Source organism: uncultured Halopseudomonas sp., from assembly GCF_963977355.1.
Lineage (GTDB): Bacteria > Pseudomonadota > Gammaproteobacteria > Pseudomonadales > Pseudomonadaceae > Halopseudomonas.
This window is the reverse complement of the sequence record NZ_CAXBOV010000020.1, coordinates 40,362-55,382: the sequence shown is the minus strand read 5'-3', so window position 1 is coordinate 55,382 and position 15,021 is coordinate 40,362. Positions and strand designations below refer to the sequence as shown.

Genomic DNA, 15,021 nt, shown 5'->3' with positions numbered 1-15,021 from the left:
GCCACGTGATTCGGTTTCTGCCTTCTGGCGTCCCGAGACGTCAAGATCAAGCATTTCACTCCCCCGTCAAAGCCCCACCACCGTCACCGACATGTCCGTATTGTGACAGTTCGACGAATGTCGTACAGAGCGGCTCCTGCTTAAGTGCTTTATTTGGTCCGCGCCCGGCGAGCACCGGCCTGCACCCGATCACACCAGGAGAATAATAATGACGAATGTGAAGACCAATACCCTGGCCGCAGCTGTGGCCCTAGCCTTGATTGCACCGCTAAGCAGCACTGCTAGCGCCGCCGGATTTACCGACGATGCCAAGGCTTCCCTCCAACTGCGCAACTTCTATTTCAATCGGGACTTTCGATCCACCCCGCCAGGTGGTCGATCCAAGGCGGAGGAATGGGCACAGGGCTTTATCTTCCGCGCTGAATCGGGATACACCACCGGTGCAGTCGGCTTCGGCCTCGATGTGTACGCCGCCACAGGTGTGAAGCTCCACTCTGACGATGACACAGCAGGTACCGGCCTACTGCCCAACACTTTTGGTGACGAAGGCCCCGACAGTTATGGCCACGCGTCGGCCACCGCCAAGGCAAAGATTTCCAATAGCGTTTTGCGTCTCGGCAACCTGGTACCTGCCATTCCAATTGCGCAGGCCAGCGATATTCGCCTGTTGCCGCAGACCTATACCGGTGGCGCGTTGAGTATCGACGAAATTGAAAACCTCAACGTCCAACTGGGTCAGCTGCGTGAGGTCAATTATCGCGGCAGCACCAACCGTGAGGATATCGGCGCTACCGTAGGCGGCACCTCTGACCAGTTCAATTATCTGGGCGGCACCTACAAGTTCACTCAGAGCGATACATCCCTGGGTCTGTGGCGTGGTGAGTTGGATGATGTCTACGAACAGAACATGATCAATGTGCTCCAGGGATTTACTGCAGGCGACTGGAAAATGGGGGTAAACCTGGCCTATTTCGATACCAGTGATACCGGTAATCAACCCCTGAACATCGACCACAAGATGAAGTCAGTCCTGCTCTCGGCTGCCACAGGTGCCCACACCTTCCGTCTGGGGTACCAGCACAGCGACGGCGACACCGCCTTCCCCTACCTGGCCGAGAACAATCCCTATATTGCCAACTACATTCAGATCCTGGACTTTGCCCGGGCAGACGAAAAGTCCTGGCAGGCACGCTACGATCTGGATTTTGCAACCTATGGCATTCCCGGCCTGAAAGGCCTGGTACGCTATGTCAGCGGTGACAATATTGATCTAGGAGCTGCCGGCACCGGCGAAGAGTGGGAACGGGATATCGATTTCGTCTACACCATTCAATCCGGCCCCTTCAAGAACGTGGCCCTGCAGTGGCGTAACGCGATGGTCCGCTCCGACGTGGCAGGTGATATCGACGAGAACCGCCTGATCGTGAATTACACCATTCCTTTGATGTAGTTTTTTAACAGTGCTTACAGAGCCCGAACACCTGTTCGGGCTTTTTTGTTTAGATGGACTGGTTGGTGGGCATTGGATCGGTGTGGTGCCGATTTCGACCTGGCCTCTTCCAGGACACGCTACTAGCCATCCCTGGGGCTCGTCATCGCACATCCCTGTGCTCTGACGGTCCTGGAAGAGGCCAGGTCAAAATCGACAGACAAGCTCAATCCCGCCTGATAGAAAGTGCAAAGAGCGCTCTTTACCGCAGCTTACTCCACGCCATCCGGGTGTCGGCGGCGGTTGACCTATGCACGACCGTCGGCGCACAGGGATGTGCAACGTCGAGCTTCCAGGGACGACTTGTAGCGTGTCGAGCATAGGTCAACCGCCGTCGACGCCCATGCACTGGCTATCAGACGACGGTTGGAAACTCCTACAGGCCAATACTCAACCAGATCAATCCTCCGCAGTCGCCCCAATCTTGTGAATAGCCAAGTCAGCACCCATGAACTCGTCCTCTTCACTCAGACGAATACCGGTGATCGCCTTGATCACCCCATACACCAACACACCGCCAGCCAGAGCGAAGGCAGCGCCCGCCAGGGACCCAACGATCTGGGACATCAGACTGACACCACCCAAACCACCGAAGGACTGTGCACCAAAAATGCCCGCAGCAATGCCGCCCCATATCCCGCATAGACCATGCAGGGGCCAGACACCCAGCACATCGTCAATCTTGAGATGGTTCTGGGTCAGGATAAAGGCCCAGACGAACAGACCACCCGCCACCAGACCGGTGGCAAGAGCACCAATGGGGTGCATCAGATCAGATCCGGCACATACCGCCACCAGACCGGCCAAAGGCCCGTTGTGCAAAAAGCCAGGGTCATAACGACCTACCGCCAGAGCAGCAAGTGTACCGCCAACCATAGCCATCAACGAGTTGACTGCCACAAGGCCGCTGATACCGTCCAGGGTCTGGGCCGACATCACGTTAAAGCCAAACCAGCCGATGGTCAGTATCCAGGCGCCCAGGGCCAGAAAGGGAATGTTCGATGGTGGCATGGCGACGACATGATTGTCGCGATAGCGCCCGCGGCGTGCACCCAACATCAGTACAGCACCCAGGGCCAACCAACCACCGACCGCATGGACGACAACCGAACCGGCAAAGTCATGGAAAGGCGCGCCAAAGGTCGACTGCATCCAGTCTTGCACGCCATAGTTACCGTTCCAGACCAGACCTTCGAAAAACGGATAGATCAGACCGACGATCAACAGCGAAGCAAACAGTTGTGGTGCAAATCGCGCGCGCTCGGCAATGCCACCGGAAATAATCGCCGGAATCGCCGCAGCGAAGGTCATCAGGAAGAAAAACTTCACCAGTGAATAACCGTTCTGCTCCGTCAGTGCTTCAGCACCGTGGAAGAAAGTCACCCCGTAGGCGATCCAGTAGCCAATAAAGAAGTAGGCTATACCTGAAATAGCGAAGTCACTGATTATTTTGGATAACGCGTTTACCTGATTCTTCTGCCGCACCGTACCCACTTCGAGGAAGGCGAAGCCGGCATGCATGGCCAGGACCATGACAGCACCCATAAGAAGAAACATTGTGTTTGCGCCGTGCATCAGTGTTTCCACTGCGCTGTGCAGGTTTTCCATTAGCTGAGCCTCTTTTCGAGAAGCGCACCAGATAAACGCACAAAAAGCATGAAATGATCATCATTGGTGCAAAATGCACGCGAGCTCAAAACAAGGCGATCTGGCGATATTTCTATCCGATGGATTTTTCTCTTTTTATTCAGTTAGTTGAAAAGGGTGTAAGTCCGGGCATAAGCAATTCGGCACCAATGCAGTGCGAAAAGCGCGCCCGAGCTCACCACAGCAGTGCAATTGGCGTACCAGAACATTGCAAAACGCACCATCGCAAAACAGCCCAGGCTCCAAAATTGAGCTGGCAAACGCGGAAACATCAGCTTCAGAGCAATAAGCCAAGTCTCTGGCTATAATCTTGCATATGGGCTGCCGCCTATCCTCGTTAATGGAGTCTCCTGTGTTCAATGGTCAACCACTGCCTTTCTTCCAGCCACTGATCGATACCGCCACCGGCCGAATAGCCGGGTACGAAGCACTGGCTCGCCTCAAGGACGATGAGGGGCAGATAGTCAGCGCAGGTCCGCTGTTCACCGATCCGAGTGTCGATCCCGTTGACCTGCTGGAGTTGGACCGCACCATTCGTCGTCAGGCGTTCGAGGCTTTCCGCGACAACCCGGCTGGCTTTATCAGCGTCAACATCTCGCCCCTGTGGGTCAGCCAGCTTAAGCCTGGTGAGCCCTTGCCCAGTCTGGAGCTACTCAAGGAGATTGGCCTGCCCCCGGAGCAAGTGGTCTTCGAGATCACCGAACTACAGGGCAACATCCAGGACTTGAGTGATGCTGTAAGGCGCTACCGTGAGGCGGGTATACGGATCGCGATTGACGATTTCGGTGCGGGATCTTCCATGCTGGATAGAGTTCTCGCCCTGGAACCGGACATACTCAAGCTGGACATACAACTCTTCCGCCGCGCCGCCAGCGGCAAGGGCAACAGCGGCGATTTCGTCAAGGCCCTGGCGTTGATGGCCGAGAAAAGCGGCTGCTGGATTATTGCCGAGGGCGTAGAAACAGAGCAGGAACTGCATTTCGCCCTGGAATGCGGCGCACGATATGTGCAGGGTTACCTGTTCGCGCACCCCGCTGAGAACTTCCTTCCAGCGGATGCCGTACAAACGGAATTCGCCCGCATGCGTGACGATTTTGCCCGCAGCAAACTGGCCGAGCGGGAGAAACTCGCCGAGCTGCGAGGCACCCTGGGCAATCTTTTCGCGGAGCTGGTGGAGTGGCTGGCCAAGGGTGGGGATCCGGCGGACCTGCCCTCCCCCGCACAATATCCCTGGTTGCTGCGCTGCTTTCTCTGTGATGCCCATGGCACGCAGATTTCACCCAACTACGAGTGGGCCGAGAAACGCTGGCAGCCGGACCCCCGCTACCTGGACCACAACTGGTCGTGGCGACCATATTTCTACCAGATACTGTCTGAAGCCGGTCAGGGCAGTCGGATCATTCTGTCCAGCCGGTACCGCGACGCGACCAGCAACCAGTATTGCATTACCTCTGGCCTTTTCATCGACGACAGCCGCCATTTACTCCTCGTGGATATCGATGCCTCTCTCATCTGATCGCTGCTAGCGGCGGGAGGCAGGCAGGAATACGTCGACCTCAAGACCTCCCAGGGACGCGTCCTTCAGTTCCAGGCGGCCCTGGTAGACCTCGATCAGATCACTGACAATAGCCAGGCCGATGCCATCACCGTCGGCGCGCTCGTCCAGTCGGTGGCCGCGGCGCAGAATGGCAGAACGTTCGTGCTCCGCCACGCCCGGACCGTCATCTGCAATACTCAGCATCAACCCACCTGCATCCAGGTCCGCGCTCAACACGACTGAATGCCTGGCCCACTTGCACGCATTGTCCAGCAGGTTGCCCAGGAGCTCGAGCATATCCTCCCGTTCGAACGGCCACTCGGCCTGGGCATTGAGTGCCAGACGTGTTTCGAGTCGCAAGTCACTGCCGTGAATACTGCGCAGGGAGTCCAACAACCAGGGCAGATCCTGAGCCGCATTGAACCTCTGGCTCGCCTGGCTTTCGGGTGCCAGACGCGCACGCTGAAGGGCACGATCCATCTGATTACGGATGGCTGTCAGCTGCACACCGATCTCAGCCAAGGTATCTGGGTCCGGTTTTGTTGTCGCCTGCTGCAAGAGCGTGGTGGCGACTGCCAGCGGAGTTTTCAGGGCGTGGCCGAGGTCCGCCTGACCACTGCGCGAGCGCTGGATTATCTGCTCTGTCTGGCGACCCAGATGGTTGATTTCACTGACCAGGGGTTCCAGCTCCTCCGGGACGTCTGTCCCCAGGTCCAGACGCTTGCCCACATGCCACTCGGCCAGCTCCTTACGGATGCGGCGCAGGGGCAGGAACGCTCGATAAAGCACCCAGCGCTGAACCAGCAGTGCCAAACCAATGGTGACCAGGCCAAGAGCCCATATAGCCCAACGGGCCTGATCGAATGCTCGCAATAGCGGCAAATAATCGGTAGCCACACTGATATCGACCGGTCGGCCGCTCACTTCATAGCGCCCCGACCAGACCAGTAATTGCTGATCGTCCGGACCGGCCACCAGCGTGTTGTGCAAGCCATCAGCATCAAGTGGCAGGCGTGCGTCCCATAGTGAGCGCGAGCGCCAGCGCTCATCTGCATCAATAACGAAATAACGTCCCGAATAAGGCCGATCGTAATCCGAATCCACTCGCGTGCGATCAAGATACAATCCGTCCACCCCCAGGGTGATCGCCGCCAACAGGCTATCGGTTTCAACTTGCAGCGAGCGCGCCAGATATTGCCGCAAGGCCTGGTCGAACAACCAGACGCTGCCCTGCCCGACCAATACCACCGTAACCAGCAAGATCGCGACCAGCCCGAAGCCAAGTTGGCGACCGATACTGTTCAAAGCGGCGATCCGACGAAGATATAGCCCTGGCCACGGCGCGTCACGATAACCTCGCGGCCCAGTTTGCTGCGCAGGTGGTTGATCTGTACTTCGATGACGTTGGAGTCTCGCTCACTCTCATACTCGTAGAGATGCTCTGCCAAACGGCCCTTGGATAAAAGCTGGCCGGCGTGCAGCATGAAATAACGCAGCAGCTTGAATTGCGTGGCCGACAGCTTTATCGGCTCTGCGCCATCCGGAGCAGCGTCAATAAGTGTGACTTCCTGACCGGTCTCATCCAACGCAAACCCTCCGGCCTCAAGCAAAGTACTGGGCTCATGGCCATGGCTGCGTCTCAGTAGATTCTGGGCGCGCAGAACCAGTTCTTCGGGGTTGAAAGGCTTGGTCAGGTAGTCATCCGCCCCGGCCCGAAGTCCCTCGACCCGCTCGCTCCAGTTGCTCCGGGCAGTCAGCACCAGCACCGGCAGACTTATCCGCTCAGCACGCCAACGGCGCAGCACCTCCAGCCCATCCATACCTGGCAGGCCCAGATCCAGCACGCAAAGATCGTAGGGTTCCTGCTCCCCGAGCAGAAGCGCATCCCGACCGTCCGTGCGCCAATCAACAGCGAAGCCCGCCTGCTTGAGTACCGCGCACAGGCTGTCGGCCAGGGCCACGGAATCCTCCACCAGTAACACGCGCATCAATCATCCTCATCGACATCAAGTAACTTTCCGGTCACCGCATCGTAATCCAGCTCCAGAACGATGCCGCTGCGCGTGACTATCTCCAGCTCGTAAACATACCGGTCGTCGTCCCACTCCAGCTCCACTTCCAGCAGACGCCCGGGAAAGCGTTGCTGCGCATCATCGATAAAGCGCTGTAGCGGCAAAACAACTCCCTGCTCCACCAACCTGAGTGCCTCATTCTGATCGATGTCACGGCCGGCCTGGAGACCCGAAGCAAAAAACAGTGCCGCCACTATCGGGAACCAACGCAGAAAGCCGCACAAGGCGGCTTTCACTCCCCACCGGCGGGGTTCAGTCATCCTGTTCAATTTTGAGTACTTCGGCATTGGTCGCATCCATGTGAAGATCCCACTCAACACCCTGGGCATCACGAATTTCGACTTCATACACATAATTACCCGCGCTTTCTTCCAGATCCGTGTCAGTAATAGTACCGGCGCGCGCCGCAAGCGCGGCAGCATTCAGCTTCTCGAAGGACTGAATGGTACCGTTGCTGACGAGAGCCTCGGCTTCATCAATACGCACATCATCGGCGAAGGCGCTAGCGGTGCCAAGGGTAAGGATCGTGGCGCAGGTAAGGGCAACAAGTTTTTTCATGTTTAAAGTCTCCGTTGTTTGAGTACGCTTGTATCCTAGAACACTAAACTGAAGCCAAACTTAAAAAGGAAGCAAGCCAGGCCAAACGGCTTGCCGGAAAGGACACTGCATGACCGCTATACACATACCCAGGCCTGCGCTGACTCTGCGCGCGGGCAGTCAGGCTCTGGAGCATATCCGTCAGCAAGGACTGCAACCGGCCGACGTGCATATGATCCCGGGTGCGGCCGGAGGACCCAAGGCATTAGGCATTCAGGGACTGGATATCGCGCTCTTTGGCGACTGGCTACCGCGGGCCCCGCAGGCGCGCAGTCTGATCGGCGCTTCGATTGGCAGCTGGCGGTTCGCCAGTGCCTGCTTGCCTGATCCAGTAGCGGGACTGCGGAATCTCGGCGAGCTGTATACTTCTCAGCGCTTTCCCAAGGGCATCACCGTCAGCGAGATCAGCCAGCGTTGCGCAGCAATGCTGGACGAGCTGCTTGGCGAGCAGGCCGAAAGCATTCTGACCAATCCGCTGTATCAGCTGAATATCGTTGTAGTGAAAAGCCTTGGCCTGATGCGCCATGACACTCGCTCACGTCTGGGTCTTGGGCTAGGTGGGGTGGTCGGTGCCAATCTTCTGGGCCGAAGGCATCTGAAGCGGTTTTTTGAGCGCGTCATTCTGCATGACCCTCGCCAACGTCCGCCCCTCGCTGATTTCAGTGATTTTGTCAGCAGTCACATAAGCCTGACGGCTGAAAACCTGCGGCCTGCCCTGTTGGCCTCAGGCTCGATCCCCATGGTGATGGAAGCAGTGCGTGATATCCCCGGCGCCAGCGAGGGTGTGTACCGTGACGGTGGGCTTCTCGACTACCATCTTGACCTGCCCTACCAGGCACCCGGCGTGGTGCTTTATCCGCATTTTATCGACAGGGTGGTACCAGGCTGGTTCGATAAAACTCTGCCATGGCGAAAGGGTAACCTGCAGCAATTGAAGAGCGTGCTCCTGCTTGCACCGTCACGTGACTATCTGGCCAGTCTGCCCTACTGCAAGCTGCCGGATCGAAAGGATTTCACGCGCTTTGCAGGCAAAGACGCCGAGCGGGAAACCTACTGGCGCAAGGCAATGGCAGAGAGCGAGCGCCTCGGCGATGAATTTCTCGAACTAACCGAATCAGGACGTTTGATTGACCGTCTACAACCGCTCTAGCAGATTCTCGCGCTGATGCGCCAGATCATTGCGCTTCCCTCGCCCAGCCGCCACGCGCTGGACGACGCGCTTATACTGCTGCGTCTGGCTATAGCCTACGCAGGGCTGGCCGCTGTCAGTCACTGGGGCGCGGGACAGATCATGCAGCGCCTTGGACACCATCTGCATATCGATACGCAGTTTCTGGTGCTGGACGCCCTGTTTACCGGTCTGTTGATGCTCGGCAGTCTGGGAGTAGCCTGGCTCCTGCAACAACGCGACCCCCTCCTCTGGCTGACGGGTCGGGGATTCAGTCCAGCAGGGCTGATTCCAGCTCTGCTTCTGGCCGTCGTCATGGTAGTAAGCGCCAACCCCCTGGCCGCATGGCTGGACGTGAGATTACCCGCTCCGGATCTGTTGCCAGAGAATGCCGCCCTACCCCGGGCGCTGACTCCCCTGCTTGAGCTGCAGAACTGGCGACTGCTTGGCGCTCTCGGCGTTGCAGTACTCTGGGTCCCGCTGGCGGAGGAAGTGATTTTTCGGGGCTGGCTATTCAAGGCCTTGCAACGCACCCGCCCGGGCATCTGGATAGCACTACCCGCCAGCACGCTGATATTCGCGATGCTGCACAGTTTTTATAGTACTGGAGGGGTGGTGGTCATTGCATTGCTGGGCGCGGGCCTGGGATGGCTGCGTTGGAAGTATGATCAACTATGGTTATGCGTGGTTGCCCACGCACTCTACAACGGCCTCACCTTGCTGCTGGTCGCCCTGAACTGATCAGCGCAACACGCGCCGAGCGCCCTGGAAGCTCCGCTGCCAATAACTGGCCTGCAGTTCGTCAATGCGCACCTTGCCGCCGCTGCTTGGGGCATGCAGAAAGCGCCCTTCCCCCACATAGATACCCGCATGGTCAACCCGTCTGCCGCTCATCGCGAAGAGAACCAGATCACCGGGAATCAGATCTTCGGCAGATGCCTTGTCTTTCAGTGCAGTCAGGCCGGCCGTAGTGCGCGGCAGGCTGACGCCCGCCGCTTCACGATAGACATAATTGATAAGGCCACTACAGTCAAAGCCGGTATCCGGCGAGCTGCCACCCCAACGATAGGGCGTTCCGATAAGGCTAAAAGCGCGGAAAATGACCTCGTTGTTGGTCGGTGAAACCGGACTGGCGGTCTTCGAATCAACCAGCAATACCCCGCCGGCATTGAGAGCAGAGAGCGCGTCGGCCGACTGATCAGGTGCACTGGCGCACCCAACAAGGGTAGCGAGCAGGCAGGGAATAATCAGTAATTTCAGGCTCATGCGTCAGTCTCGTGAGAATCTTTAGAGTATCTGTATTGCGCAACAGTGCCCGTGGATACCCGCCAGGTCAAGCACGGCGGTGTTTTCAGTGATTAACGGTATAGGCCAGCATCATGGAAAGCTGGCACATCGGTCGGCCGCTATCGGCATGCAACTGGTTGAAAAAAGCCTGGGTTGCGGCTAGATCCCGCTGGCTGGTCGGTACCTTGTCCACCACTCCGCGGGCCTTCAGGGCAGCAGCCACGTCACCGGTCACAACAAAACTGTCCTTGCCCATCATGCGCAGGAATCGCGGCGACGATAACCCGCCGAGCTGGTTACCCTGGCGTTGCAGTAAACGCCAAAGACCCGTGATATCAGTCACCGGCCAGTCGGCTATTAACTGCCCCATGCTGCCGTGCTCGGTGCGTATATCCAGGACCATCTGCGCATTACGCGGCACACTACGCAGTTTTCCCAGATGGCGGATCAGGCGCTTGTCCTGCATCAGACGCTCGATGTGCTCGCCACCCATCAGCACCACCTTGTCCGGATCAAAACCGAAAAAGGCCTGTTCGAAAGCCGGCCACTTGGCATCGACCAGGCTATGCTTGAGACCCGCACGAAACACCCGAAGCGCCAGCGTAGAAAGGTAGCGGTCGTCAGGGATGCGGCGCAGGGCCTCTGCATCACGCGGCGTCGGCAGATTAGCCTCAAGCGCGGTGCGCGAACCAAAGCGATTCAGGCAGTACTCTTCGAGCTGTTTATAGCTTTGCACTGAAGGCTCCACGGAGTCAGTTCACGGGATCAAAGATTCATTACGTTGAGAAAACGCGGCGTCGCCTGATCATCTATCTTCAGGCTGGCGAAGTCGAACAGCTTACCGTCAGCCAGTTGCGAGGGATGCACGTGACGCAGTGAGCGGAAAATGCTCTCGATGCGCCCCGGGTTCTCGCGCTCCCAGCCCTGCAGCATCTCCTTGATCACCTTGCGTTGCAGGTTCTCCTGGGAACCGCACAGATTGCAGGGAATAATCGGAAACTCCTGCAAACGTGCATAGGCAGCAATATCCTTCTCGCTACAGAACGCCAACGGACGGATCACCACATTGCGACCGTCATCGGAACGCAGCTTCGGCGGCATCGCCTTTAGGCTACCTCCATGGAACATGTTCAGGAAAAAGGTTTCGACAATATCATCACGATGGTGGCCCAGAGCCAGACGGTTGGCACCGATCTCGTCAGCGAAGGTATACAGATTGCCGCGGCGCAGGCGAGAGCACAGCGAGCAGGTCGTCTTACCCTCCGGCACTTTCTCCATGACAATCGAATAGGTATCGCGTTCGAGGATATGGTAGGCAACGCCGAGCTCTTCAAGATACGCCGGCAATACCTCCTCCGGGAATCCTGGCTGCTTCTGGTCGAGATTCACTGCCACCAGTTCGAAGCTGATCGGTGCCACGCGCTGCAGATGCAACAGCATGTCCAGGAGTGTGTAGCTGTCCTTGCCACCCGAGAGGCAGACCATGACCTTGTCGCCGTTCTCGATCATCGCGTATTCGGTGACTGCTTCGGCGGTTAGACGACGCAGGCGCTTCTGCAACTTGTTCTGGCTGACACTCAGGCTCATGGCGGAAAATCCGGAAACGAAAAACCGATATGGTAACCGCAAATCCCGTCCTGAAAAAACAAAACCCCCTGCCGGCCTGTTGGCCGACAAGGGGCAATGCCCAAATGAAAGCGCGCGCCGGGTGTGACCCGGCGTGCGCTTTCGAATCAGCGAACGTAGATTGGACCGACTCCCATACCCCAGAAGATAACGGAGGTCGCCATCATTGCCACCAGCACAACCAGGCCAACAGCGAGAATCGAGCTGGAAAACATGAAGCCCTCTTCACTGGGAATTCCCATAAAGATCGGAATGCCCTGATAGAGCAGGTATACGGTGTAGCAAACCGCCGCAGTACCCACCAGCATTCCTAGCCACAGGCTCGGGTAGAGCGCAGCAATGCCGGCAATAAACAGGGGTGTTGCGGTGTAGGCAGCAAAAATGATGCAGTCGGAAAGTGATGGACTGGAATCATATGTCCGGGCCATCCAGTGAATAAAGGTGCCCATGACCGCGACGCCGACGAGCATGGCCAGATACGATAGAACAGTCATTTGCAGCGCACTGGTTGTTGTCAGGCGCACCGCATCTGTGCTGCCGATGGCCCAGCCAGTCTGGGTAGTACCTATATATGCGGAAACCGCGGGTATGGCGGCAAGCAGAAGCACATGGGTGAGATACATGTGGCCGATGGATTCTTCTTCGCCTTTAATTTCACGCCATTCCTGGTCAGGATGGGTGAATAGCCCCACTACGTGATGGATCATGGTCTGGTCTCCAGAATTTTTATTCATTCCCGTGGTCCTGACCTGATGGCCGGCAACGGGTGTACGGGTGCGACGCTTTGTCGCAATCCCTTGACCATGACTATAGTCAAAAAAGGATGACAAGTGCGCACACCGCTTAGAGTGATTGGCGACTTCAGGGCTTGCCGTAATAGCGTTGGAGTATTAGCAGCGCTTGATTAACGCCCTGAACACGGTCGGTGCTGCCACCGCGATCAGGGTGGTGTGCACTCATAAGCTCCCGGTAACGCTGCTTGATACGTCGCGCATCAACCGGCTCCTCGAGCTCGAAGGTGTCCAGCGCCGCGGCCACCTCCTGCCGGCTTACACTGATACTGCTCTGGCGGAACCCCTTGAGCAGGCGCTCCACATCTTCGCCCTGAGTCGTGAGCCATCGCTCCCAATCCAGGTAGTAAGTGCGCAGCGGATCTGCCTCGCGCAATACTGTCCCCTGCTGTTGGGCTCGTCCCCGGGGCAACATGCGGATACTCAAAGCATGCACCTGAAGCTCCAGCCCCTGCTCAACGAGGGAATCGGACAACCTGTAAAGGGCGTGGAACAGCAGAAAGTGAGTCTGGAAAAGCAGCAGCGGTTCCCGCAGGGCATCCGGCTCGGCGAAAAGTGTCTCGGGGAAACGCTGGGCAAGCGCCTTGATCAGCGAAAACTCGTCGATCCCACCCGGCGCGTCGGCGAGGCAGGAAAGCACGAAACGGTCAAAGCCTGCCGGAAGCAGATCATCGGGGGTAGGTGAGCTCATGCCTCCAGTCTAGCAAAGACAACGTATTGCAATCTGCCTGTCATCTAATTGGCGTATTACTGACTTACCGCCAATTTTCAGGAAGCACAATACGATGAACAGATGGATCATGACCGTCGGCACCGCCGCCATGGTTGCCAGTCTGGCAGCCTGCAACTCCGATAGCGACGACGATCAAGTCACAGCACCGGAAGTCGTCACCCCGGACAGCCTTACACTCAGCTTGCTGGGCCGCTATGAATCGGGTGAATTCGGTGTAAGCGCCGCAGAAATTCCAGCCTTCGATCCAGACAACAAGCAGATTTTCGTAGTTAACGCGCGCAAGGGTGCCGTTGATGTAATGGATGCATCGGATGTCGGAAACCCTGCACTGGTGCAGACGCTGACCGTTGAGAGCGTCGCACAGGGCGCGGTGGTCAATAGCATCGCTTATCGCGAAGGTTTCCTCGCGGTAGCGATTGAAGCCGCCACCAAGACTGATCCCGGTTTCGTTGCATTATTCGACGCCACCACTTTGCAGCTATTGGGCTCGGTCCAGGTTGGCGCCCAACCGGACATGCTGACTTTTACCCCGGATGGCAAGTACCTGCTGGTTGCCAACGAAGGGGAGCCCAATAACGACTACAGTGTCGACCCGGTTGGTTCAATCAGCGTTATTACCCTGGACGACCAGGGCCTGGCACAGGTCAGCACAGCAGGCTTTAGCGCATTTGACGCCCAAGCCGAAACACTGCGTGCCGCAGGTGTCCGCATCTACGGACCCGGCGCAAGCGTAGCCCAGGATCTCGAGCCGGAGTACATCACCGTATCAGCCGACAGCCAGACCGCCTGGATCGCATTGCAGGAAAACAATGCCCTGGCCAAACTGGATATCGTCAACGCCACCATTACTGACGTTCTGCCCCTGGGCTTCAAGAACTACGGCACAGCCGGCAACGGTATAGATGCGAGTGATGATGACGGTGTTGTAGCGATTCGCACTCGCCCGGGCGTCCACGGCATTTTCCACCCCGACAGCATCAGCAGCTACAGCGTCAATGGCCAGAACTACATCGTCACCGCGAACGAAGGTGATGCACGCGCCTGGGGCGAAGACGACCAGGCCTATTGGGACGGCGACGCTACCAAGGGTTTTGTCGAAGAGTTCCGCGTCAAGCACCTGGTAAACGTCGGTGGCTTTGATCGCCGCCTGGGCGATGACCTGCCTCCCCAGTTACGCGCCCTGGGCACCGGCGCCCTGCTCGACCCGGCGGTATTCGCCTACTGCGGCGCAACGGCCGTCGATCCAGGCGACTGCCGTACCGATGAAGAACTCGGCCGCTTGAACATCACCTGGGTTGACGGCTATAAGCGCGACGCCAACGGCGACCCGCTGATGTACGACGCCACTGGCACCCAGAACGATGCAGGCACGCTGATCATGTATGACAAGCTTTACTCCTACGGCGCCCGCTCCTTCTCGATCTGGGATGAAAATGGCGCGCTGGTATGGGATTCAGCCGATCAGTTCGAGCAATACCTGGCCGGTGAAGAATGCCGCGCCGCCAGCGACCGTTCTATCCCGTGCAAGGATTTCTTCAACACCGGGCATGACGAAGGCGACGCACTTGATAGCCGCAGCGATGCCAAGGGGCCAGAGCCAGAGGGTCTGGTACTCGGCAAGCTGGGTAACAAGACTTTTGCATTCATCGGTCTGGAGCGCATGGGCGGCGTCATGGTCTATGACATAACCGATCCAGCTGCCCCGATCTTCGTGGACTATTACAACACCCGCGAAAACTTCCTGCTGGACCCTGAAAACAACCTGGCCGCCGCTGGCGACCTGGGCCCCGAAGGTATGGCTTTCGTCTCCGCCGCAGACTCACCCAACGGTGAAGCCCTGTTGATTGTTGGCCACGAGGTCAGTGGCACTACCACCGTGTATCAGATCAACCAGAACGTCGATTGAAGCAAGCAGCAAACGAAACCCGTCGCCCGACGGGTTTCTACTTCCCCGTCAATCCCGCATTACTTCGACCTTCCTTCCCAGCTATCGTCCGACCCCTTCCTTCCCGCAAAAGCGTGAATCCAATCGGCGTAGGTACTAACCGGCAACCGTATGGATCTCCGCCTTCGC

Annotated in this window: 15 protein-coding genes; 5 read left to right on the top strand and 10 right to left on the bottom strand. The window is 57.7% G+C overall.

Annotated features, from left to right (window positions below; all coding sequences use genetic code 11):
* The first annotated feature begins 208 nt into the window (after positions 1–208).
* Positions 209–1,450, top strand: coding sequence for an OprD family porin (locus tag AAC076_RS12250; RefSeq protein ID WP_339846028.1), 1,242 nt, complete (start codon positions 209–211; stop codon positions 1,448–1,450).
* Between the two features lie 438 nt (positions 1,451–1,888).
* On the opposite strand, the gene AAC076_RS12245 is transcribed toward AAC076_RS12250, so the two are convergent.
* Positions 1,889–3,097 (bottom strand): ammonium transporter, encoded by a 1,209-nt coding sequence (locus AAC076_RS12245; RefSeq protein WP_339846025.1) that lies wholly within the window; start codon positions 3,095–3,097, stop codon positions 1,889–1,891.
* Positions 3,098–3,488: 391 nt separating this feature from the next.
* Between AAC076_RS12245 and AAC076_RS12240 the strand changes: the two genes are divergently transcribed.
* On the top strand, positions 3,489–4,652 hold the full coding sequence (locus AAC076_RS12240; RefSeq protein ID WP_339846023.1) for an EAL domain-containing protein: 1,164 nt from the start codon (positions 3,489–3,491) through the stop codon (positions 4,650–4,652).
* 6 nt (positions 4,653–4,658) lie between these two features.
* Here AAC076_RS12240 and AAC076_RS12235 read toward each other — a convergent pair whose 3' ends face one another.
* The 4 genes from AAC076_RS12235 to AAC076_RS12220 are packed head-to-tail and all read right to left on the bottom strand — an operon-like array spanning position 4,659 to position 7,303.
* Complete coding sequence (locus AAC076_RS12235) at positions 4,659–5,978, bottom strand: ATP-binding protein (protein WP_339846021.1); 1,320 nt, start codon at positions 5,976–5,978, stop codon at positions 4,659–4,661.
* Entirely contained in the window at positions 5,975–6,661 is a 687-nt protein-coding gene (locus tag AAC076_RS12230; protein WP_339846019.1) for a response regulator transcription factor, read from the bottom strand. The genes AAC076_RS12235 and AAC076_RS12230 overlap by 4 nt, the downstream gene beginning before the upstream one ends.
* Complete coding sequence (locus AAC076_RS12225; protein WP_339846017.1) at positions 6,661–7,005, bottom strand: PepSY domain-containing protein; 345 nt, start codon at positions 7,003–7,005, stop codon at positions 6,661–6,663. The genes AAC076_RS12230 and AAC076_RS12225 overlap by 1 nt, the downstream gene beginning before the upstream one ends.
* Positions 6,998–7,303 carry a PepSY domain-containing protein gene (locus tag AAC076_RS12220; RefSeq protein ID WP_339846015.1) on the bottom strand — a complete coding sequence of 102 codons (306 nt, stop codon included), beginning with the start codon at positions 7,301–7,303 and terminating at the stop codon, positions 6,998–7,000. The genes AAC076_RS12225 and AAC076_RS12220 overlap by 8 nt, the downstream gene beginning before the upstream one ends.
* Before the next feature lie 109 nt (positions 7,304–7,412).
* On the opposite strand from AAC076_RS12220, the gene AAC076_RS12215 reads away from it, so the two are divergent.
* Both AAC076_RS12215 and AAC076_RS12210 read left to right on the top strand, forming a co-directional pair.
* Positions 7,413–8,492, top strand: a complete 1,080-nt coding sequence (locus tag AAC076_RS12215) for a patatin-like phospholipase family protein (protein WP_339846013.1) — start codon at positions 7,413–7,415, stop codon at positions 8,490–8,492.
* Between the two features lie 15 nt (positions 8,493–8,507).
* Positions 8,508–9,251: a CPBP family intramembrane glutamic endopeptidase gene (locus tag AAC076_RS12210; RefSeq protein ID WP_339846010.1), complete on the top strand. Its 744-nt coding sequence runs from the start codon at positions 8,508–8,510 to the stop codon at positions 9,249–9,251.
* Here the strand turns inward: AAC076_RS12210 and AAC076_RS12205 are convergent, their stop codons facing one another.
* The 5 genes from AAC076_RS12205 to AAC076_RS12185 all read right to left on the bottom strand — a co-directional run bounded on the left by AAC076_RS12205 (position 9,252) and on the right by AAC076_RS12185 (position 12,905).
* On the bottom strand, positions 9,252–9,776 hold the full coding sequence (locus AAC076_RS12205; protein ID WP_339846009.1) for a C40 family peptidase: 525 nt from the start codon (positions 9,774–9,776) through the stop codon (positions 9,252–9,254).
* A gap of 85 nt (positions 9,777–9,861) precedes the next feature.
* Positions 9,862–10,533 carry a DNA-3-methyladenine glycosylase I gene (locus AAC076_RS12200; RefSeq protein ID WP_339846008.1) on the bottom strand — a complete coding sequence of 224 codons (672 nt, stop codon included), beginning with the start codon at positions 10,531–10,533 and terminating at the stop codon, positions 9,862–9,864.
* A gap of 29 nt (positions 10,534–10,562) precedes the next feature.
* On the bottom strand, positions 10,563–11,384 hold the full coding sequence (gene ttcA, locus AAC076_RS12195; protein ID WP_339846007.1) for a tRNA 2-thiocytidine(32) synthetase TtcA: 822 nt from the start codon (positions 11,382–11,384) through the stop codon (positions 10,563–10,565).
* A gap of 146 nt (positions 11,385–11,530) precedes the next feature.
* Positions 11,531–12,130: a Yip1 family protein gene (locus tag AAC076_RS12190; protein WP_339846072.1), complete on the bottom strand. Its 600-nt coding sequence runs from the start codon at positions 12,128–12,130 to the stop codon at positions 11,531–11,533.
* Between the two features lie 154 nt (positions 12,131–12,284).
* On the bottom strand, positions 12,285–12,905 hold the full coding sequence (locus AAC076_RS12185; RefSeq protein WP_339846005.1) for a DNA-J related domain-containing protein: 621 nt from the start codon (positions 12,903–12,905) through the stop codon (positions 12,285–12,287).
* A 94-nt stretch (positions 12,906–12,999) separates the two neighbouring features.
* On the opposite strand from AAC076_RS12185, the gene AAC076_RS12180 reads away from it, so the two are divergent.
* Entirely contained in the window at positions 13,000–14,853 is a 1,854-nt protein-coding gene (locus tag AAC076_RS12180; protein WP_339846004.1) for a choice-of-anchor I family protein, read from the top strand.
* Positions 14,854–15,021: the final 168 nt, after the last annotated feature.